The 19,601-nt window shown below is 66.6% G+C and carries 16 protein-coding genes; 3 read left to right on the plus strand and 13 right to left on the minus strand.

Annotation, left to right across the window (positions count from 1 at the left end):
* Positions 1-20: 20 nt before the first annotated feature.
* From rseP to ACFQRC_RS01160, 10 genes are all read right to left on the minus strand, one after another.
* Positions 21-1,157, minus strand: a complete 1,137-nt coding sequence (gene rseP / locus ACFQRC_RS01115; RefSeq protein ID WP_379956862.1) for an RIP metalloprotease RseP — start codon at positions 1,155-1,157, stop codon at positions 21-23.
* Positions 1,154-2,326, minus strand: coding sequence for a 1-deoxy-D-xylulose-5-phosphate reductoisomerase (locus ACFQRC_RS01120; RefSeq protein WP_379956864.1), 1,173 nt, complete (start codon positions 2,324-2,326; stop codon positions 1,154-1,156). The genes rseP and ACFQRC_RS01120 overlap by 4 nt, the downstream gene beginning before the upstream one ends.
* Positions 2,314-3,144, minus strand: a complete 831-nt coding sequence (locus ACFQRC_RS01125; protein WP_379956866.1) for a phosphatidate cytidylyltransferase — start codon at positions 3,142-3,144, stop codon at positions 2,314-2,316. The genes ACFQRC_RS01120 and ACFQRC_RS01125 overlap by 13 nt, the downstream gene beginning before the upstream one ends.
* Complete coding sequence (locus ACFQRC_RS01130; protein WP_379960373.1) at positions 3,141-3,911, minus strand: isoprenyl transferase; 771 nt, start codon at positions 3,909-3,911, stop codon at positions 3,141-3,143. The genes ACFQRC_RS01125 and ACFQRC_RS01130 overlap by 4 nt, the downstream gene beginning before the upstream one ends.
* 74 nt (positions 3,912-3,985) lie before the next feature.
* Positions 3,986-4,543, minus strand: coding sequence for a ribosome recycling factor (gene frr / locus ACFQRC_RS01135; RefSeq protein ID WP_379956868.1), 558 nt, complete (start codon positions 4,541-4,543; stop codon positions 3,986-3,988).
* Positions 4,544-4,558: 15 nt separating this feature from the next.
* On the minus strand, positions 4,559-5,281 hold the full coding sequence (gene pyrH, locus ACFQRC_RS01140; protein ID WP_379956870.1) for a UMP kinase: 723 nt from the start codon (positions 5,279-5,281) through the stop codon (positions 4,559-4,561).
* Between the two features lie 173 nt (positions 5,282-5,454).
* Positions 5,455-6,399, minus strand: coding sequence for a translation elongation factor Ts (gene tsf / locus ACFQRC_RS01145; RefSeq protein WP_379956872.1), 945 nt, complete (start codon positions 6,397-6,399; stop codon positions 5,455-5,457).
* A 119-nt stretch (positions 6,400-6,518) separates the two neighbouring features.
* Positions 6,519-7,277, minus strand: a complete 759-nt coding sequence (gene rpsB, locus ACFQRC_RS01150; protein ID WP_379956874.1) for a 30S ribosomal protein S2 — start codon at positions 7,275-7,277, stop codon at positions 6,519-6,521.
* 354 nt (positions 7,278-7,631) lie between these two features.
* Entirely contained in the window at positions 7,632-8,429 is a 798-nt protein-coding gene (locus ACFQRC_RS01155) for a CDP-alcohol phosphatidyltransferase family protein (RefSeq protein ID WP_379956876.1), read from the minus strand.
* Positions 8,426-9,160 (minus strand): phosphatidylserine decarboxylase, encoded by a 735-nt coding sequence (locus ACFQRC_RS01160; protein WP_379956878.1) that lies wholly within the window; start codon positions 9,158-9,160, stop codon positions 8,426-8,428. The genes ACFQRC_RS01155 and ACFQRC_RS01160 overlap by 4 nt, the downstream gene beginning before the upstream one ends.
* A 122-nt stretch (positions 9,161-9,282) precedes the next feature.
* Here ACFQRC_RS01160 and ACFQRC_RS01165 point away from each other — a divergent pair, with 122 nt between their 5' ends.
* Positions 9,283-10,506 carry an NADP-dependent isocitrate dehydrogenase gene (locus ACFQRC_RS01165; RefSeq protein ID WP_379956880.1) on the plus strand — a complete coding sequence of 408 codons (1,224 nt, stop codon included), beginning with the start codon at positions 9,283-9,285 and terminating at the stop codon, positions 10,504-10,506.
* Here ACFQRC_RS01165 and ACFQRC_RS01170 read toward each other — a convergent pair.
* Positions 10,469-11,761 carry an FAD-dependent oxidoreductase gene (locus ACFQRC_RS01170; protein WP_379956882.1) on the minus strand — a complete coding sequence of 431 codons (1,293 nt, stop codon included), beginning with the start codon at positions 11,759-11,761 and terminating at the stop codon, positions 10,469-10,471. The two genes, ACFQRC_RS01165 and ACFQRC_RS01170, sit on opposite strands and share 38 nt — an antisense overlap.
* Positions 11,762-11,796: 35 nt before the next feature.
* Between ACFQRC_RS01170 and ACFQRC_RS01175 the strand changes: the two genes are divergently transcribed.
* A complete protein-coding gene (locus tag ACFQRC_RS01175; RefSeq protein WP_379956884.1) occupies positions 11,797-13,419 on the plus strand; it encodes a GNAT family N-acetyltransferase in 1,623 nt (540 codons plus the stop codon).
* A 1-nt stretch (position 13,420) separates the two neighbouring features.
* Here ACFQRC_RS01175 and ybaL read toward each other — a convergent pair whose 3' ends face one another.
* Positions 13,421-15,052 carry a YbaL family putative K(+) efflux transporter gene (ybaL, locus tag ACFQRC_RS01180; RefSeq protein WP_379956886.1) on the minus strand — a complete coding sequence of 544 codons (1,632 nt, stop codon included), beginning with the start codon at positions 15,050-15,052 and terminating at the stop codon, positions 13,421-13,423.
* A gap of 110 nt (positions 15,053-15,162) precedes the next feature.
* Here ybaL and ACFQRC_RS01185 point away from each other — a divergent pair, with 110 nt between their 5' ends.
* Positions 15,163-16,959, plus strand: a complete 1,797-nt coding sequence (locus ACFQRC_RS01185) for a cation:proton antiporter (protein ID WP_379956888.1) — start codon at positions 15,163-15,165, stop codon at positions 16,957-16,959.
* On the opposite strand, the gene alaS is transcribed toward ACFQRC_RS01185, so the two are convergent.
* The gene (gene alaS / locus ACFQRC_RS01190) at positions 16,934-19,594 is read right to left on the minus strand and encodes an alanine--tRNA ligase (protein ID WP_379956890.1); all 2,661 of its coding nucleotides are present in this window, start codon (positions 19,592-19,594) and stop codon (positions 16,934-16,936) included. The two genes, ACFQRC_RS01185 and alaS, sit on opposite strands and share 26 nt — an antisense overlap.
* Positions 19,595-19,601: the final 7 nt, after the last annotated feature.

Here is a 19,601-nt window from a genome sequence, read left to right on the forward strand (position 1 = left end):
ATCGCCCTGCCCGAAGCCGGTCAGCCAATCAACCCGCCAAGCTTCGTCCAGACGCCAAAAGAAGCCAGATCGTTCAGAGTGACGAAGATCATCAAGGCGAGCAGCGCGGCAAGGCCGGTCCTGAACGCCCATTCCTGCGCTTCCGGCTTCAATGGTTTCCGTCTTACTCCCTCGACCAGATAGAAGAGCAGGTGGCCGCCATCGAGCAGCGGGATTGGCAACAGGTTGATGAATCCCAGATTAATCGAGATGACGGTCATGAACCAGAAGAACTCGACCCAGCCGAGGCTCGCCTGCTGGCCGGAATATTGCGCGATCTTCAGCGGCCCGCCCATTTCCTTGACCGAGCGTTGGCCGGTGATGATCTGACCGAGGCCGGTGACCATTGCCCGCACGGTATCGATCGTCTGGCTGACCGAAGCACCGAGGAGCGCGGGCGGCGCCAGCCGGGCATAAGTGGGCGGTCCCGACGTGACGCCAAGCGAGCCCAGGCGCGCCTCGTTGCCGAAGCTGTCGCGCGCGATCGTCTCGCCGGTGACGACCGGGATCCGCAGCCGCTCGCCGTCGCGCTCCACCGTGAACCGGATCGATTGCGCCGGGCGGAGGCTGACATAACCCTGGAGGTCGGCGAAGATCTCGATTCCGCGCCCGTCGGCGGCGACGATGCGATCCCCGGGACGAAAGCCCGCGCGGTCGGCTGCTCCCGCTTCGACGACGCCGTGCACCACCGCGGGCGTGGTCGGATAACCGATGGTCCCGAAGATCGCCATGAAGGCGAGGATGGCGAACAGGAAATTGGTCGCCGGCCCGGCCAGCACGATCAGGAAACGCTGCCAGAGCGGCTTGGCCTGGAAGGTCTCGGCACGCCGCTCGGGCGGCAGCGACAGCCATTCGTCGGTGGGGCTGCTCGCCGGGTTCATGTCGCCGGCGAACTTGACGTAGCCGCCCAAAGGCAGCCAGCCGATCTTCCAGCGCGTGCCGCGCCGATCGGTCCAGCCGCCGATCTCGCGGCCGAAGCCGATCGAGAAGGTCTCCGCCTTCACGCCGAACCAGCGGGCGACGAAATAATGGCCGAGCTCATGGACGAAGATGAGCGGCCCGATGACGAGCAGGAAGCTCGCGATCGTCATCAGGAGGCCGGGATCCGCTGCGGTCAAAGGCGATATTCTCCAACGAGTTCAACGGCGCGCCGGCGAGCCTCGGCGTCGATCTCGATCACGTCGTCGAGGGAGGCCGGCGCCGGCGGGGCGTAGCCCTCCAGCACCTGGCGCGCGATTGTGGCGATATCGAGGAAAGGAAGCCGGGAGTCCAGAAAGGATGCGACGGCTATTTCATTGGCGGCATTGAGGATTGCGGGCTTCGCCCCCTTTTCCCTCAGCACCTCGCGGGCGAGCGCCAAAGCCGGGAAACGCACCAGGTCCGGCTCCTCGAAATCGAGCCGCGCGACCGCGACCAGGTCGAGCCGCTGGCACGGCGTCTCCATCCGCTCCGGCCAGGCGAGGGTGTGGGCGATGGGGATGCGCATGTCCGGCGCGCCCAATTGGGCTAGGAAGGAGCCGTCGACATATTCGACCAGGCTGTGGATCACCGACTGCGGATGGACAACGACGTCGAACGCCTCGGCGGGGAGCGGGAACAGGTGGAAGGCCTCGATCAGTTCGAGCCCCTTGTTCATCAGGGTCGCGGAATCGACCGATATTTTGGCGCCCATCGACCAATTGGGGTGCGCCACGGCCTCGGCGGGAGTAACCGCGCGCATCTCCTCCAGGGTCCGGCTCCGGAACGGGCCGCCGCTGGCGGTGAGGACGACCCGACGAACCGAGCCCGGGCGCGCGCGATCGAAGCATTGAAAGACGGCGTTATGCTCGGAATCGACGGGCAACAAGGTGGCGCCGCTCTCGCTCGCCGCCCGGGTCATGACGTCGCCGGCCGAGACCAGTGCCTCCTTGTTGGCGAGAGCGACCGTCCTGCCCTGGCGAAGCGCCGCCATGACGGGACGAAGACCCGCGCAACCGACGATCGCCGCCATCGTCCAGTCGGCGCCCAAAGCGGCGGCCTCGACGATCGCCTCGTCGCCCGCCGCCGTCTCGACGCCGCTGCCGGACAAGGCGTCCTTCAGGGCGTTGTGGAGCGATGGGTCCGCGATGACGGCGCGCCGGGCGCCCACCCGCCTCGCGGCCGCGGCAAGCCCCTGTACGTCGCGCCGGGCGGTCAGCGCCAGCACGTCGAACCGGTTGGCATTGCGTTCGATCAGGTCCAGCGTCGATTGGCCCACCGAACCGGTCGCGCCGAGGATGGTGACGGTGCGCGCGCTCACCCCGTCCACAGGTCCGCCGCCAGGATCAGGAAGGTCGCCACGATGACCGGCAACAGCCCGTCGAGCCGGTCGAGCGCTCCGCCATGGCCGGGAAGGATGGTGCCGCTGTCCTTGACGCCGGCGCGACGCTTCAGCCAGCTCTCATAGAGGTCGCCGCCCTGGGCGATGACGCCCATCAGCCCGCCGAGGTAGAAGAAGGGCGCGCCGAGATCGAAATACCAGGCGGCGGCGGCGCCGAGCACGGCGGCGCCGACGATTCCGCCGAAGAGCCCCGCCCAGGTCTTGTTCGGGCTGATGCGCGGCGCGAGCTTCGGCCCGCCCAGGGAACGGCCGGCGAAATAGGCGAATATGTCGGTCGACCAAGTGACGATCATCACCCAGAAGGTAAGGCCGAACCAAGCCCAGTTGATCGCCAGCAGGGCGAAGGCGGGAATGGCGATGTAGAGGAAGCCGCCGATCATCGCTGTCCGCCGCGCGAGGAGGCCGAGCAGTAAAGCGAGCCCCGTCGCGATCACGAAGCCCGTCCAGGCGGGGCCGAAGCTGGCGCCGCTCAGCGCCTCGTCCATCATCTCGGCCGGGAACAGCCACTGCGCCGCGGCCAGGAGATAGGCGGCGAGCAACGCCGCGCCGAACGCGCCCCACAGGCGCGGCACCCGGTGCATGTCGACCCATTCGAGCAGCATCACCGCGGCCGCGATGGCGACCAGGATCCGGAACGGCCAGCCGCCCCAGTAGATAGCGAGGCAGGCCACGGCGACCATCGCCACGCCGGCGGCGAAGCGGGTCGGCAGGTCCGACGCGGGAATGGGATCCTCAGCGTCGCTCACAGGCCACCATAGCGACGCTCGCGCGCGGCAAAGTCGCCCAAAGCGGCGCGGAGCGCGTCGCCGTCGAAATCGGGCCAGAGCGTATCGACGAACAGCAATTCGGCATAAGCGGCCTGCCACAGGAGGAAGTTGGAGAGGCGATATTCGCCCGAGGTGCGGATGAGCAGATCGAGGGCTGGGAGGCCGGCCGTGTCGAGCGACGCGTCGATCGCCGCCTCGTCGATTTCGTCGGGGATGATCTCGCCGGCGGCCGCCCGACGCGCGAGGTCGCGGGCGGCCATCACTAGTTCGGTTCGCGCACCGTAATTGAGCGCGATCGCCAGGGTCATGCGGTCATTGCCGGCGGTCCTGGCGACCGCCTCGTCCACCATCCTGGCCACATCGGGCTGGAAGGCCTTGTGATCGCCCAGGATCCGGAGCCGGATGCCTTCGCGGTGGAGCGCGTTCAGCTCGGACCCGATGTAGAAGCGCAGCAGCCCCATCAGGTCGTTGATCTCGGCCTCGGGCCGGCGCCAGTTCTCGGATGAGAAAGCATAGAGCGTCAGGCACTCGACGCCCGCCTCCCCGGCCGCGCGGAGCACCTTGCGGGCCGCCTCGGCGCCCGCTTTGTGGCCGGCCGTGCGCGGAAGCCCCCTCGCCTTCGCCCACCGGCCGTTTCCGTCCATGATGATGGCGACGTGACGGGGCGTGGGGCGCCCCGGATCGGAGCCATCGACGTGACGGGGCGCGGGGCGCCCCGGATCGGAGTCATCGACATGCCGCGGCACCCCGCCGCCGGCGTGGTGCGTCGCGGGCGCGTCCGCGCTCCCCGGCCGCGGCGCCGCGCTGGCCGGGCGAGCGGTCACTGCTGGAGGATTTCCTTTTCCTTGGCGGCGGCGGCGGCGTCGATCTCGGCGACGGTGTCGTCGGTCATCTTCTGGACCTCGGTGCCAAGCCTCTTATGCTCGTCCTCGCTGATCTCGTGCTTCTTCTCGTCGGCCTTGAGGCTGTCCATTCCGTCGCGGCGGACGTTGCGGACGGCGACGCGCGCCTTTTCGGCATATTGGCCGGCGAGCTTGGCGAGTTCCTTGCGGCGCTCCTCGGTCAGGTCCGGGATCGGCAGCCGGATATTCTGGCCGTCGGTGATCGGGTTGAGGCCGAGGCCGGCCGAGCGGATCGCCTTTTCGATCGGCGTGACGTTCGACCGATCCCACACCTGCACGGAGAGCAGGCGCGGCTCGGGAGCGGACACCGTGGCGACCTGGTTGATCGGCATGTTGGCGCCATAGACCTCGACCACCACCGGATCGAGCAGGCTGACCGAGGCCCGACCGGTGCGAAGGCCGCCGAGATCGTGCTTCAGCGCCTCGACGGCGCCGTGCATACGACGCTGAATATCGGCTTTGTCATAGGCTGGCATCGCTCACTCTCCGGTTCAGTCCTGGTCGTTCTGCACGATCGTCGCTGTGCCTTCGCCGCTGAGCACCTTGGCGAGGTTGCCCTGCTCGCGGATGTTGAAAACGACGATCGGGATATTGTTGTCGCGGCACAAAGCGACGGCGCTGGCGTCCATGACGCGCAGGTCGTCGCTCAGCACCTTGTTGAAGCTGACGCTCTCGTAGCGCCGGGCGCCCGGCACCTTCTTGGGATCGGCATCGTAGACGCCGTCCACCGACGTGCCCTTGAACAAGGCGTCGCAGCTCATTTCGGCGGCGCGCAAGGCGGCGGCGCTATCGGTGGTGAAGAAGGGATTGCCGGTGCCGGCGGCGAAGATGACGATCCGGCCCTTTTCCATGTGCCGTTCGGCGCGGCGGCGGATGAAGGGTTCGCAGACCGTGTTCATCGGAATGGCGGACTGGACGCGGGTCTCGACGCCGATCTGCTCCAGCGCGTTCTGGACGGCGAGCGCGTTCATCACCGTCGCCAGCATCCCCATATAGTCGGCGCTGGTCCGGTCGAAGCCCTTGGCGGCGGCGGCGAGCCCGCGGAAGATGTTGCCTCCGCCCACGACGATGCAGAGCTCATGCTCACGGGCGACGCCGGCAATCTCCCCGGCGATGCGGCCGACCGTATCGGGATCGATGCCGAACTGGCCGGGGCCCATCAGGACCTCGCCCGAAAGCTTCAGCAGGATCCGGTTGAAGCGCGGGCGCGGCATGAAGGTGACTGGTCCGATCGAATGAATTCAGTGAAGGCGCGGTGCACCTTAGTTAGCGGTTGCGATGCTGCCAAGCCTTCCCCTCCCGCTTGCGAGAGGGGTTGGGAAGGGAATGTGCCTGAGCGACAGGCCCTCCCCTCGATCCCCTCCCGCAAGCGGGAGGGGAGATAGAGTTACGCGACCGGTTCCGGCTTGTTCGTGCCGGCGGCGGCGGCGACTTCGGCGGCGAAATCGCTTTCCTTCTTCTCGATGCCTTCGCCGAGCTGGAAGCGGGCATAAGCGGCGAGCGTCACGGGCGCGCCGATCTTCTTCGCCTCGGCGGCGACCACGTCTTCGATCCTGGTCTTGTTGTCCATCACGAAGATCTGGCTCATCAGCGCGTTTTCCTTGCGGAACTTGGCGATGGCGCCGTCGACCATGCGGGCGACGATGTCCGCCGGCTTGCCGGATTCGGCGGCCTTCTCGGACGCGATGGCGCGCTCGCGCTCGATCATGGCGGCATCGAGGTCGTCGCCGTTAAGCGCCAGCGGGTTGGCGGCGGCGATGTGCATCGCGAGCTGCTTGCCAAGCGCTTCGAGCGCGGCCTTGTCGCCGGTCGATTCGAGCGCGACCAGAACGCCGATCTTGCCAAGGCCCGGCGCGGCGGCGTTGTGGACATAGGAGACGACGACGCCATCCTTGACCTGAAGCAGGGCCGCGCGGCGCAGCGACTGGTTTTCGCCGATCGTGGCGACGTTCGCGGTCAGCACTTCGCCGACGGTGCCGCCACCCGGATATTGGGCGCGCGACAGCTCGTCGATATTGTCGCCGGTGGCGAGCGCGAGCTGGGCGACGTTGCGGACGAAATCCTGGAACTGCTCGTTCTTGGCGACGAAATCGGTCTCGCTATTGACTTCGACGACCGAGCCCATCGTGCCGAGGACCTGCACGCCGACCAGACCTTCGGCGGCGGTGCGGCCGGCCTTCTTGGCGGCTGCGGCGAGACCCTTGGTGCGCAGCCAGTCAATGGCGGCTTCCATGTCGCCGTTCGTTTCGTTCAGCGCCTTCTTGCAATCCATCATGCCGGCGCCGGTGCGCTCGCGCAGTTCCTTCACGGATGCGGCTGTGATCTCCGCCATTCTACTGATCCTTTCAATTTGCTCCCCTCCTGCTCGCGGGAGGGGCTGGGGGAGGGAATGTGCCTGAATGACAGCCCCCCCCCCTGGTCCCCTCCCGCAAGCGGGAGGGGATAAGATTCTCAGGCCTCCGCCAGCGCGGCTTCGGCCGGCGGCTCGTCCATCGCGCCGATGTCGACGCCCTTGGCGGCCTGGCCGCCCTGCTTGCCGGCGGTGGCCGCGTCCGCGACCGCGTCGCAATAGAGGCGGATCGCGCGGCTGGCGTCGTCATTACCCGGGACCGGGAAGGCGATGCCCTGCGGGCTGGCGTTCGAATCGAGGATCGCGACGACCGGGATGCCGAGCACGTTGGCCTCCTTGATCGCCAGCTCTTCCTTGTTCGCGTCGACGATGAAGATGACGTCCGGCAGGCCGCCCATGTCGCGGATGCCGCCGAGCGAAAGCTCGAGCTTGTCGCGCTCGCGGGTGAGCTGGAGGACTTCCTTCTTGGTGAGGCCGGCCGTGTCGCCGGAGAGCTGCTCCTCGAGGCTCTTGAAGCGCTTGATCGAGCCCGAGATCGTCTTCCAGTTGGTGAGCATCCCGCCCAGCCAGCGATGGTTGACGAAATGCTGGTTCGAACGGCGCGCCGCCTCCGCGATCGGCTCCTGCGCCTGGCGCTTGGTGCCGACGAACAGAACCTTGCCGCCGCTCGCGGTCGCCTGGCGCACGAAATCGAGCGCGCGGGCGAATAGGGGAACGGTCTGCGAGAGATCGATGATGTGGACCCCGTTGCGATCGCCGAAAATATACGGCTTCATCTTGGGATTCCAGCGGTGGGTCTGATGGCCGAAATGTGCTCCGGCCTCAAGCAGTTGCTGCATGGAAACGTCGGTCGACGCCATGTGATAGTCTCCTTCCGGTTAACCCTCTGCGGAACCGAGAGACCGCGACCCCAAAAGGATCGACAGCCACCGGTTATGATGGCTCCGCATGTGGAATGGACGCGCCCTTAGCCGGCCCGGCTCGTGAAATCAAGCATTGACAGTGAGGAACATATAGGGAACGACGGGGTCAACGGATCGTCCGGGCGGCACATTTGCCCGGCCGTGATCAAGTCAGGAGGAAAGCCGTGACTCATATCGCCGCCTCATTGTTCTTCAGCGTCATTCTGGTGGGAGCCTGCGCCATGCTGCATCTCCTGGTGAAGGAGCATTGGCAGGAAATGCTGACGGCGCTCGCCGGTAGTCCGGATGGTTTCAGGCCGAAGGTTCATCCGATGACGGCGCCGCCGGTCGGACGGCCCCGGCCCGCTGCTTCTTGACCCGGCCATAGGCATAGAGGCTGGCCGGGATCAGCGCCGCGTAGAGCATCGCCGAGAGGCTGAGCGCCGGCCAGGGCGCGGAGAAGAGCGCCGCGCCGAGCAAAGCGATGACGACGATCGCCCAGAGGCGGACGTGGCTCCGGAGCCGCAGCGACGTCCATGAGAATGTCGCGACGTTCGAGACCATCAGGAAGGCAACGAGCGCCGCCCATGGCGCCACCACCCAGGGTTCGCGGAAGATGTCCTGGCCCGTCCACAGCCAGAGATAGAGCGGCAGCAGCAGCAGGCCCGCCCCGGCCGGCGCCGGAACCCCGGTCAGGAAGCCGGCCGATTTGTGCGGCTGCTCCTCGACGTCGATGGCGGCATTGAAACGGGCGAGGCGAAGCGCGGCGCAGACCGCGTGGGCGAGCGCGAAAAGCCATAAATAGCGCGGATTTTCCTGCAGCGACCACAGATAGATGATGACCGCGGGCGACACGCCGAAGGCGATCACGTCGGACAGCGAATCGAGCTCGGCGCCGAACCGGCTCTGGCCGTTGAGCATCCGCGCGATGCGCCCGTCCATCCCGTCGAGAACGGCGGCGACGACGATCGCCAGCACCGCGAGCTCCCATTTGCCCTCGATCGCGAAGCGGACGCCGGTCAGGCCGAAGCATAAAGCGAGCGCGGTGACGGCGTTGGGCACCACCGCGCGGAGCGGAATGCCGCGCGGCCGCCGCTCCGGCCGCCTCACTGGCTGACGCCTTCGGGAATGTCGGCGACACCCGCCCGCGCGACGATCGTCTCGCCGGCGATGGCGCGCTGGCCGAGGATCACCTGCGGCGCGGTGCCGGCGGGCAGATAGACGTCGACCCGGCTGCCGAAGCGGATCAGGCCGACGCGCTGGCCGGTGGTGACGGTATCGCCGGGCTTGACCCAGGGAACGATGCGGCGGGCGACGAGCCCGGCGATCTGGGTGAATCCGATGCGCAGTCCGTTCGCGCCCTCGACCAGGATATGCTGCCGCTCATTATCCTCGCTCGCCTTGTCGAGGTCGGCGTTGAGGAATTTGCCGGCGATATAGACGACGCGCGTGATCGTGCCGGCGATCGGGGTGCGGTTGATGTGGACGTCGAACACGCTCATGAAAATGGAGACGCGCGTATAGAGGCCGTCGGCGAGGCCGTCCTCGCCGGTCAGCTCGCGCGGCGGCGGCACGGCGGCGATCATCGTCACCAGCCCGTCCGCCGGCGCGACGATCAGCCCTTCGCCCGTCGGGGTCGTCCGGATCGGATCGCGGAAGAAGGCGGCGACCCAGAGCGTCACTCCCAGCAGCGGCCAGCCGATCTCGTCGGAGATGTAGAAAAGGAACAAAGCGGCGATCGCGCCAGCGATCACCACGAATTTGCGGCCCTCGGGATGGACCGAGGGCCAGCGCCAGCGGACGTTGGTGGTGACGAGTTCCGGCTTTTCGAGCGATGTCATGCGCCGTCCTTTAGGCGGAGAGGCGGAGCGAGACAATGGCGGGCGCCCATCCGGTTGATTGGCGCGCTTTCACCGCCTACACCGCGCCCCAAATCACCCCTGACAAGGAAGCGCGACCCGGCATGGCCAAGATCAAAGTGAAGACGCCCGTCGTCGAAATCGACGGCGACGAGATGACCCGCATCATCTGGCAGTGGATCCGCGAGCGGCTGATTCAGCCCTATCTCGACATCGATCTCGTCTATTTCGACCTTGGCATCGAGAAGCGCGACGAGACCGAGGATCGCATCACCGTCGAGGCGGCCGAGGCGATCAGGAAGTACGGCGTCGGCGTCAAATGCGCGACGATCACGCCGGACGAGGCGCGCGTCGAGGAATTCGGCCTCAAGAAGATGTGGCGCTCCCCCAACGGCACGATCCGCAACATATTGGGCGGCGTCGTCTTCCGCGAGCCGATCGTGATCGACAACGTCCCCCGCCTCATCCCCGGCTGGACCGACCCGATCGTCGTCGGTCGCCATGCCTTCGGCGACCAGTATAAGGCGACCGACTTCAAGGTGCCCGGCCCCGGCAAGCTGCGGATGGTCTGGGAAGGCGAGAATGGCGATCGGATCGAGGAGGAGGTGTTCGACTTCCCCGCCTCCGGCGTTGCCATGGGCATGTACAATCTCGACGATTCGATCCGCGATTTTGCCCGCGCCAGCATGAATTACGGCCTGAACCGGGGTTGGCCGGTGTACCTGTCGACCAAGAACACCATCCTCAAGGCCTATGACGGCCGTTTCAAGGATATCTTCCAGGAGGTGTTCGATAGCGAATTCAAGGATAAGTTCGCCGAAGCGAAGATCGTCTATGAGCATCGCCTGATCGACGACATGGTCGCATCCGCGCTCAAATGGAGCGGCAAGTTCGTCTGGGCCTGCAAGAATTACGATGGCGACGTGCAGTCGGACCAGGTCGCCCAGGGCTTCGGCTCATTGGGCCTCATGACATCGGTCCTGATGTCGCCGGACGGAAAAACCATCGAGGCCGAGGCGGCGCATGGCACCGTCACCCGCCATTATCGCATGCACGAGCAGGGTAAGGCGACCTCGACCAACCCGATCGCGTCCATCTTCGCCTGGACCGGCGGGCTCAAATATCGCGGCAAGTTCGACGATACGCCCGAGGTCACCCAATTCGCGGAAACGCTGGAGCGGGTCTGTGTCGAGACCGTCGAAAGCGGCAAGATGACCAAGGATCTCGCGATCCTCATCGGCCCCGACCAGAGCTGGATGACCACGGAGCAGTTCTTCGAGGCCATCCGCGTCAATCTGGAGGCGGCGATGGAAACGGAGGCTGTCTGAGCCCGGCATCCGGCGAGCGGACATGCTCCGCCCGGATGCCGAACCCGAGGAATGCCGCGGGCAAACGTCGCAGGATGGGGAAACGGTCGAGCAGCCTTATCGCAAGGATCGGCTTGACCGGCCCCGTCGGATTGGCGAGCAGCCGGCCGATGATCCGGCGCTGCGCCATCTTCTGAAAGCCCTGGATGGCGCGCACAGCGAGCCGGCGGCGCCGTTCGACCATGCGCAACAAAGGGGTGACGTCCCTCCCCTCCGCCATCGGGCCCGCGAGGATGTTGGCGGCGGCGACCGCGTCCTGGATGGCCACGTTGATGCCGACGCCGCCGATCGGCGACATGGCATGGGCGGCGTCGCCGATGACCAGCAGGCCGGGCGCATCCCAGGTCGTGAGCCGGTCGAGCGCGACGGTGAGCAATTTGACGTCGTCCCAGCTCTGGATCGCGCCGACATTGGCCGCCGCCATGGGCGCCACGCGGGCGACGTCGGCGCGAAAGGCGTCGAGCCCCCGGGCGCGCACGGCATCCGCCTCGCCCTTGGTGAATACGTAGGCACATTGCCAATAATCGCCGCGGTCGATCATGGCGATGATCCGGCCGGAATCGAAGATGCCGGTCGTGTCGTTGCCGGGCGTTCGTTCCTTGGGGATGCGGAACCAGAAAACGTCCATCGGCGCGCCAAGGTCTTCGACCGGCAGTCCCGCCTTGCCGCGCAGGATCGAGCGGCGCCCGTCGGCGGCGATGACGAGCTTCGCGCGTATGTCTCCGGTGGCGCATTCGACGCCGACGACCCGGTCGCCGGACCAGAGGAGATCGTTCGCTTCCGTTCTCATGCGAAGCGTGAAAGACGGATAAAGCCGCGCCTCGTCGGCGACGAAATCGAGAAACTCCCATTGCGGCATCATCGCGATGAAATTCCAGCGCGGGTCGAAATGGGAGAGGTCGGCGAGCTCGAGCGACTGGCCGCCGATCAGGCCGGTGACGTCATGGACCTTGTCATGAGGGCGAGCGAGCAGCCGATCGAGCAGGCCCAGCTCGGAGAAGAGCCTGAGCGTGGAGGGATGGACGGTGTCGCCGCGAAAATCGCGCAGGAAGTCGGCATGTTTTTCGAGCACGACCGTTTGCACACCGGCCCGCGCGAACAGCAGCCCAGCCATCATCCCGGCCGGGCCGCCTCCGACGATGCATAAATCGGTTTCTTGCGCCGCCATGGCTGACAATCGCGCGATTTGCGGCATAAAGGCAATATGACCATCCATTTCCAGGCTACCGGCGACGCGCTATCGAGGCCCGCGTGACGTCGAGGATCACCGGACGGCGCAAGGCGACGCTCGAAGTGCGGCAGGCGCGGCCCGCCGACGCTCCGGGCATCGTCGCTCTGGTCGACCGGGTCTATGGCGAGCGCATGTCCAGCTACAGCCGGGGCATGATCCGGGCGCAGGTCAACAATTACCCCGAAGGTCAGTTCGTCGCCCTCTATGAGGGCACGATCGTCGGCTATTGCGCCTCGATGCGGCTCGACGAAAGGCTGGCCCTGTCGCCGCACAGCTGGGAGGAAATCACCAATGACGGCTTCGGATCGCGCCACGATCCGACCGGCGACTGGCTCTACGGCTACGAGATGTGCGTCGATCCCAAGCTGCGCGGCGTCCGCATCGGCCAAAGGCTCTACGACGAGCGCAAGGCGCTCGCGGAGCGGCTGGAGCTGAAGGGCATCGTCTTCGGCGCGCGCATGCCCGCCTTCGCGCGCAGCCGCCGCAGGGTGACGGGACCGGAGGATTATCTGGATCAGGTGCTGGCGGGGACGATCCGCGACCCGACGATCGGGTTCCAGCTGCGCAACGGATTCGAGCCGATCGGAATACTCAAGGCCTATCTGCCGGAGGACAAGCAGTCGGCGGGCTTCGCCGCCCACATGGTCTGGCGCAATCCCTATGTCGATCCCGACGAGCCGCCCAAATTCCGCGTGCCCCGCGATGTCGAGAGCGTCCGCCTCGCCACCTGCCAGTTCCAGGCGCGGGCGGTGAAGAATTTCGAGGAGTTCGTCCACAATGTCGAATATTTCGTCGACATCGCATCGGATTACCGATCGGACTTCATAGTCTTTCCCGAACTCTTCACGCTCCAGTTGCTCGCCTATGAGAAGGAGCATCTGACGCCGATGGAGGCGATCGACCGCCTCACCGACCATAGCCCCAGGCTCACCGCCGAGCTGTCGCGGATGGCGCTCAGGTACAATATCAACATCATCGGCGGATCGCACCCGACCCGCACCGACGACGGCGACATCCAGAACGTCGCTTATGTGTGCCTCCGCGACGGATCGGTCCACGCCCAGGAGAAGATCCACCCGACGCCCAACGAGCGTTACTGGTGGAAGATCAAGGGCGGCGACCGGATCGACGCGATCCAGACCGATTGCGGCCCGATCGGCGTCCTCATCTGCTACGATTCGGAATTTCCCGAACTCGCCCGCCGGCTGGTCGACGAGGGCGCGCGGATCATCTTCGTCCCCTTCTGCACCGACAGCCGCCAGGGCTATCTGCGCGTCCGCTATTGCAGCCAGGCCCGCGCGATCGAGAATCAGTGCTTCGTCGTCCTGTCCGGCAATGTCGGCAATTTGCCCAATGTCGACAATATGGACATCCAGTACGCCCAGAGCTGCATCCTCACCCCGTGCGATTTCCCCTTCGCGCGCGATGGCATCGCCGCCGAGGCGAGCGAGAATGTCGAGACCTTGACGATCAGCGACGTCAACCTCGCCGACCTCACCTGGGCGCGGGCGGAAGGGACCGTCCAGAATCTCGCCGATCGCCGGTTCGACCTCTACCGCATCGCCTGGACCCGCAATCCGACCGGCGAGCGCCCCCCTGCCCCGCCCCCCACGAGTGGAACTGACACGCCCGGCGGCGGATAACCTACTTCACCGCCCGCGCCTGCTCGATCATGCGCTTGGCGATTTCCTTCTCTCCCATGATCGCACGGTCGGCGCCGCGCGAGAGCAGATAATCGACCTCGGCGTCGGAATAAGCCCGCGCGACGATGCGCAGGGAAGGATTCATCGCGCGCGCCTGTTCGACGATCTGCCCGGCCTCGAACGTCTGCGGGATTGCGACGAAAAGAAGCCTCGCATCCTTCAAGCCGGCTTTGGCCAGCATCTGGGGATTGGCGGCGTTGCCTATGACCAGCTCCGCCTTGTCGGGGTCGGGTAGATTGTCGGCATCGGATTGGACCTCCACGATTTTCGGTCGCTCGCCTTTCTCGATCAGCCCCGCCGCGACAAGCGAACCGACATGGCCGTAGCCGATCACGACCGCATGGCCGCTCGTCCGGGAATCGGCCTCCGCGGCATCGACGGCGGCGGCCTCGGCCGGGCTCTCCATCTTGCGCGAGAAGCGGCCGACGGCGGTGAACAGCAAGGGATTGATCAGGATCGAGATGATCGCGCCGGCCAGGATGAGGTCGCGGGCGTCGTCGGCCAGAACGCCGAGATAGGTGCCGAGCGCCGCCAGAATGAAGGAGAATTCGCCGATCTGCGCCAGGCTGACGGCGATGGTGAAGGCGGTGCGTCGCGGCCGGCCGAACGCCACCACGATCGCGTAGGCGGCGGCCGACTTGCCGACGAGGATGATGAGCAAGGTGGCGAGGAGCGGCAGCGGATCGGTGAGCACGATCGACGGATTGAACAGCATGCCTACGGAGACGAAGAACAGGACCGCGAAGGCATCGCGCATCGGCAGCGTTTCCTCGGCCGCGCGCTGGCTTAACGGCGATTCGGCGAGGATCATGCCGGCGAAGAAGGCGCCGAGCGCGAAGGAGACCCCGAACAGCTTGGCCGCGCCATAGGCGACGCCCAGAGCAATCGCGAGAACCGCCAGCCGGAACAATTCGCGCGAGCCGCTATGCGCCACCCGGTGCAGGATGGTCGGAACGAGGCGCCTTCCGACGATCAGCATGAAGGCGATGAAGCCGGCGACCTTGGCGATCGTGACAAGCAGCGTGACGCCGATGCTGGTGCCCGCGTCGGCGCCCGCGACAAAGGCGGGCAGCAGGACCAGCGCCAGCACCATCACGAGATCCTCGACAATCAGCCAGCCGACCGCGATCCTGCCGCGTTCGGTGTCGAGAAGATTGCGGGTCTGGATGGCGCGGAGCAGCACCACGGTGCTCGCCACCGACAGGGCGAGTCCGAAGACCATGCCGCCGGCAAGCGACCAGCCCATCATCTGACCAAGGCCCATGCCGAGCAATGTCGCGACCGCGATCTGCACGAGGGCGCCCGGTATCGCGACCCGGCGGACGGACATGAGGTCCTTCACCGAAAAGTGCAGGCCTACGCCGAACATCAGCAGAATCACGCCTAGCTCGGCGAGCTGGTTGGCGAGCCCCTGGTCGGCGACATAGCCGGGCGTGAATGGGCCGACCACGACCCCCGCCAGCACGTAGCCGACCAGCGGCGAAACCCTGAGGCGCACGGCGAGCGCGCTGAAGACGAACGCCAGCACCAGGCCCGCGACAATCATGGCGATCAAGGGCGTCGCGTGCTGCATGCTCTCTCCTCTGCTCGTGGCCGCGGAACCCTTAAGTTCTGAAATCCCGATTTGCGAGCGGGTCGGGATTAGTTCTGGAATTACGAGAATTGTTCCCGCAGGAAAGCGGCATGGCGTTGCACATGGATTCCCACGCATTCAGCGATTCACTGGTAATATTGGGCGCGGCGGGGCTGGTCATTCCGGCCTTCGCCAGGTTCCGCGTCAGTCCCGTTATCGGGTTCATCCTGGTGGGCCTGCTGGTGGGACCGGCGGGGCTGGGGACAATGGTCGACCGGTTTCCCTGGCTCTATTACATCACCATAACCGAGCCGGAATCGATCGCGCCGTTCGCCGAGCTCGGCATCATCCTCCTGCTCTTCTCGATCGGCCTCGAACTCTCATTCCGCCGCCTGTGGACGATGCGGCGGCTGGTCTTCGGCCTCGGTGCGACGGAATTGCTGGTCGCGGGCGGGCTGATCGGGGTGGCGCTCCACCTGCTCGGCCAGAATTGGGCGGGCGCGCTCGGCCTGGGCTTCGCGCTCGCTTTATCTTCCACCGCTTTGGTGCTGCCGATGGTCGGTACGACCAGCCCGGTTGGGCGAAGCGCCTTTTCGATGCTCCTGTTCGAGGATCTGGCGCTGGTGCCGATCATCTTCGCGCTCGGCGCGCTGGCGCCGTTCGCCGCCGCGGAAGGCTGGGACGGGCTGGCGCGGACATTGTGGCTGGGCGGGCTCACGGTCGGCGCGATGCTCGTGCTCGGCCGCTTCGCTTTGCCGCCGCTGTTCGCGCAGGCGGCGCGGACCAAGAGCCCTGAGCTTTTCCTGGCGGCGAGCCTGCTGGTCGTCATCCTCGCCAGCATCGCGACGACCGCGGTGGGCCTGTCGCCCATCGTCGGGGCGCTGCTGGCCGGCCTGCTGATCGCGGAGACCGATTACCATACCGAGGTGGAGGTCATCACGGCGCCGTTCAAAGGCCTCGCGCTCGGCGTGTTCCTGATCACGGTGGGGATGAGCCTCGACGTGAGGCTGATCCTCGCCAACTGGCCGAGCCTGCTCGCGGCGGTGATCGGCGTGGTGGCATTGAAGGCGGTCGTCACCGGGGTCGCTCTCAGGATGAGCGGCGCCCGGCGCGGCGTTGCCGCCGAGACGGGGCTGCTCATGGCCTCGCCGTCCGAGACGACCCTGATCGTCCTCGCCGCCGCCAGCGCGGCGCAGCTCATCCAGCCGGAGACCGCCGCTTTCTGGCAGATCGTGACCGCGATCGGCCTCACCATCACGCCGCTCCTCGCCCATCTCGGGCGAATGGCGGCCCGGCGGGTAGACCTTCAAGCGGATGTCGATCTGCCCGCGTTGGGCGTGGAGGGCAAAGACGCGGTGGTCGTCATCATCGGCTTCGGCCGGGTCGGACGGCTGGTGGCGGAGATGCTGTCGGTCCACGGCCGCGCCTATATCGCAGTCGATTCCAGCGTCGACACGGTCGCCGCCGCGCGCCGCGAAGGGTATCCGGTCATGTTCGGCGACATCTCCCGGCCGGGCCTGGTCGACAAATTGAAGCTCGGCCAGGCGAGCGCGCTCGTGCTGACGATGGACGAGCCGGTGCTCTCGATACGGCTGGTGAGGAAGGCGCGCGGCTGGTGCCCGGACCTCACGATCGTCGCCCGCGCCCGCGACTCACAACATGCAGCCGACCTCTACAAAGCGGGCGCGACCGACGCCGTGCCGGAAACGCTGGAATCCTCGCTTCAGCTGTCGGAGGCGGTGCTGGTCGACCTCGGCATCGCGATGGGGCCGGTGATCGCCTCGATCCACGACAAGCGCGCGGACTTGAGGAAGGAGATCATGGAATTGGGCCAGCTCAACAAGGAGCCCCCGATCCAGCGCCGGCGGCTGCGCGACGCGCTCAAGCCGCAATCGTCTCCCCGCTGAGCGCTTTGCGCACGGCGTCGAGCGCCGCCTGCGCTCTCGCGCCATCGGGGCCGCCGCCCTGGGCCATGTCGGGCCGGCCGCCCCCGCCCTGGCCGCCGACTTCGGCGACAGCCTTGCGGACGAGGTCGACGGCGTCGCGGGCGCCGGTGAGATCATCGGTGACGCCCACCGCGACGGTGGCGCGGCCACCATTGACGGCCACCAGAGCTACCACGCCCGAGCCGACGCGCTGCTTGGCTTCGTCGACCAGGCCGCGCAGGCCCTTCGGGTCGAGCCCTTCGATCACCTGGCCGATGAAGCCGTGGCCGCCGACCTGCTCGGGACCTGACGCCTCCGCCGCGCTCCCGCCGCCCAGCGCCAGCGCCTTCTTCGCCTCGGCCAGTTCGCGTTCGAGACGCCGCCGCTCGTCCAGCAGGGCGGCGACCCGGGCGGGCACCTCCTCCGGCGTTGCCTTGAGCGCCGAGGCCGTTTCCCTGAGGCGATCCTCGCGCGACGTCAGCCATAAGCGGGCCGCTTCCCCGGTCAGCGCCTCGATCCGCCGGACACCCGATGCGACGGCGCTTTCGGAGACGATCTTGAAGAGGGCGATGTCGCCCAAAGCGGAGACGTGGGTGCCGCCGCACAATTCGACCGAGTAACTGGCATCACCGCCCCGGCCCATCGAAAGCACACGGACCTCGTCGCCATATTTCTCGCCGAACAGGGCTATCGCGCCAGCGGCGATCGCCTCGTCCGGAGTCATCAGCCGGGTGGTGACTTGGTCATTCTCGCGGATGTGGCGGTTCACCTCGGCTTCGACGGCTTCGATATCCTCGGGTGTCAGCGCCTTGGGATGGGAGAAGTCGAAGCGGAAGCGGTCGGGCGCGACCAGGCTGCCCTTCTGGGTGACATGGGTGCCGAGCCGATTGCGGAGCGCCGCGTGGACCAGATGGGTCGCCGAATGGTTGGCGCGAACGCGGGCGCGGCGCTCGGCGTCGACTTCGAGGCGCACCGCGTCGCCGACCCTCAGCGTGCCCGCTTTGACGGTCGCGCGATGGGCGTGGAGTCGCCCGAGCGGCTTTGACGTGTCGGACACGTCCGCCCGCAGGCCGCTGTCGTTGCGGATAAGTCCGGCATCGCCCATCTGGCCGCCGCTCTCGCCATAGAACGGCGTCTGGTTGGCGATCACGACGATCTCGTCGCCTTCGCCCGCGCTCTCGACGCGGACCCCGTCCTTCACCAGAGCCAGCACCTGGCCCTCGCCTTCGTGGCCGGAATAGCCGGTGAATTCGGTCGAACCATATTGCTCGGCTATGTCGAACCAGAGATCGTCGGAGGCCTTGTCGCCCGACCCCTTCCAGGCGGCGCGGGCGGCGGCCTTCTGCTCGGCCATGGCGGCGTCGAAGCCGGCGCGGTCGACGGCGAGGTCCTGGGCCCTCAGCGCGTCCTCGGTAAGGTCGTAGGGGAAACCGAACGTATCGTAGAGCTTGAACGCGGTCGCGCCGGGAAGGGTGTCGCCCGAGTCCATCCCGGCGGTGGCCTCGTCGAGCAGGCGCAGGCCCTTGTCGAGCGTCTGGCGGAAGCGCGTCTCCTCCAGCTTCAGCGTCTCCGCGATCAGCGGTTGCGCCCGGACCAGTTCGGGATAAGCGGCGCCCATCTCGGCCACCAAAGCCGGCACGAGCCGGTGCATGAGCGGCTCGGCGGCGCCGAGGATATGGGCGTGCCGCATGGCGCGGCGCATGATCCGGCGGAGGACATAGCCCCTGCCCTCATTGGCCGGAAGCACCCCGTCCGCGACGAGGAAGCCGGACGCGCGCAAATGGTCCGCGATGACGCGATGGCTCGCCTGCCTGTCGCCGGTGGTCGCCGTCTTCGTGAGCTCCCCGCTCGCCTCGATCAGCGCCTTGAACGTGTCGGTGTCATAATTGTCGTGGACGCCCTGCAGCACGGCGGCGATCCGTTCCAGGCCCATGCCGGTGTCGATCGACGGCTTGGGCAGATCCCGGACGATCTCATTGTCCTCCTGCTCGAACTGCATGAAGACGAGGTTCCAGATCTCGACGAAGCGGTCGCCGTCCTCGTCCGGCGAGCCCGGAGGGCCGCCGGGGATATGATCGCCATGGTCGTAAAAGATTTCGGAGCAGGGTCCGCACGGGCCGGTGTCGCCCATCGCCCAGAAATTGTCCGAGGTGGGAATGCGGATGATGCGGCTTTCGGGAAGGCCGGCGACCTTCTTCCACAGGTCGAACGCTTCGTCGTCATTGTGGTAGACAGTGGCGGTCAGTCGATCCGGATCAAGGCCCCATTCCTTGGTCAGCAAGGTCCAGGCGTGGTGGATCGCCTGTTCCTTGAAATAATCGCCGAACGAGAAATTCCCCAGCATTTCGAAGAAGGTATGGTGGCGCGCGGTATAGCCGACATTGTCGAGATCGTTATGCTTGCCGCCCGCGCGGACGCATTTCTGGCTCGACGTCGCGGTCGAATAGGGGCGCGTCTCGAGGCCCGTGAAGACGTTCTTGAATGGCACCATGCCGGCGTTGACGAACATCAAGGTGGGATCGTTGTGCGGCACCAGAGGTGCCGACGGAACGATCCGATGTCCCTCGCCCCCGAAATAATCGAGGAAGGAGCGGCGGATGTCGTTGGTCGATGTCATGGGCGCG

Source organism: Enterovirga sp. GCM10030262, from assembly GCF_042666435.1.
Taxonomy (GTDB): Bacteria; Pseudomonadota; Alphaproteobacteria; order Sphingomonadales; family Sphingomonadaceae; genus Allosphingosinicella.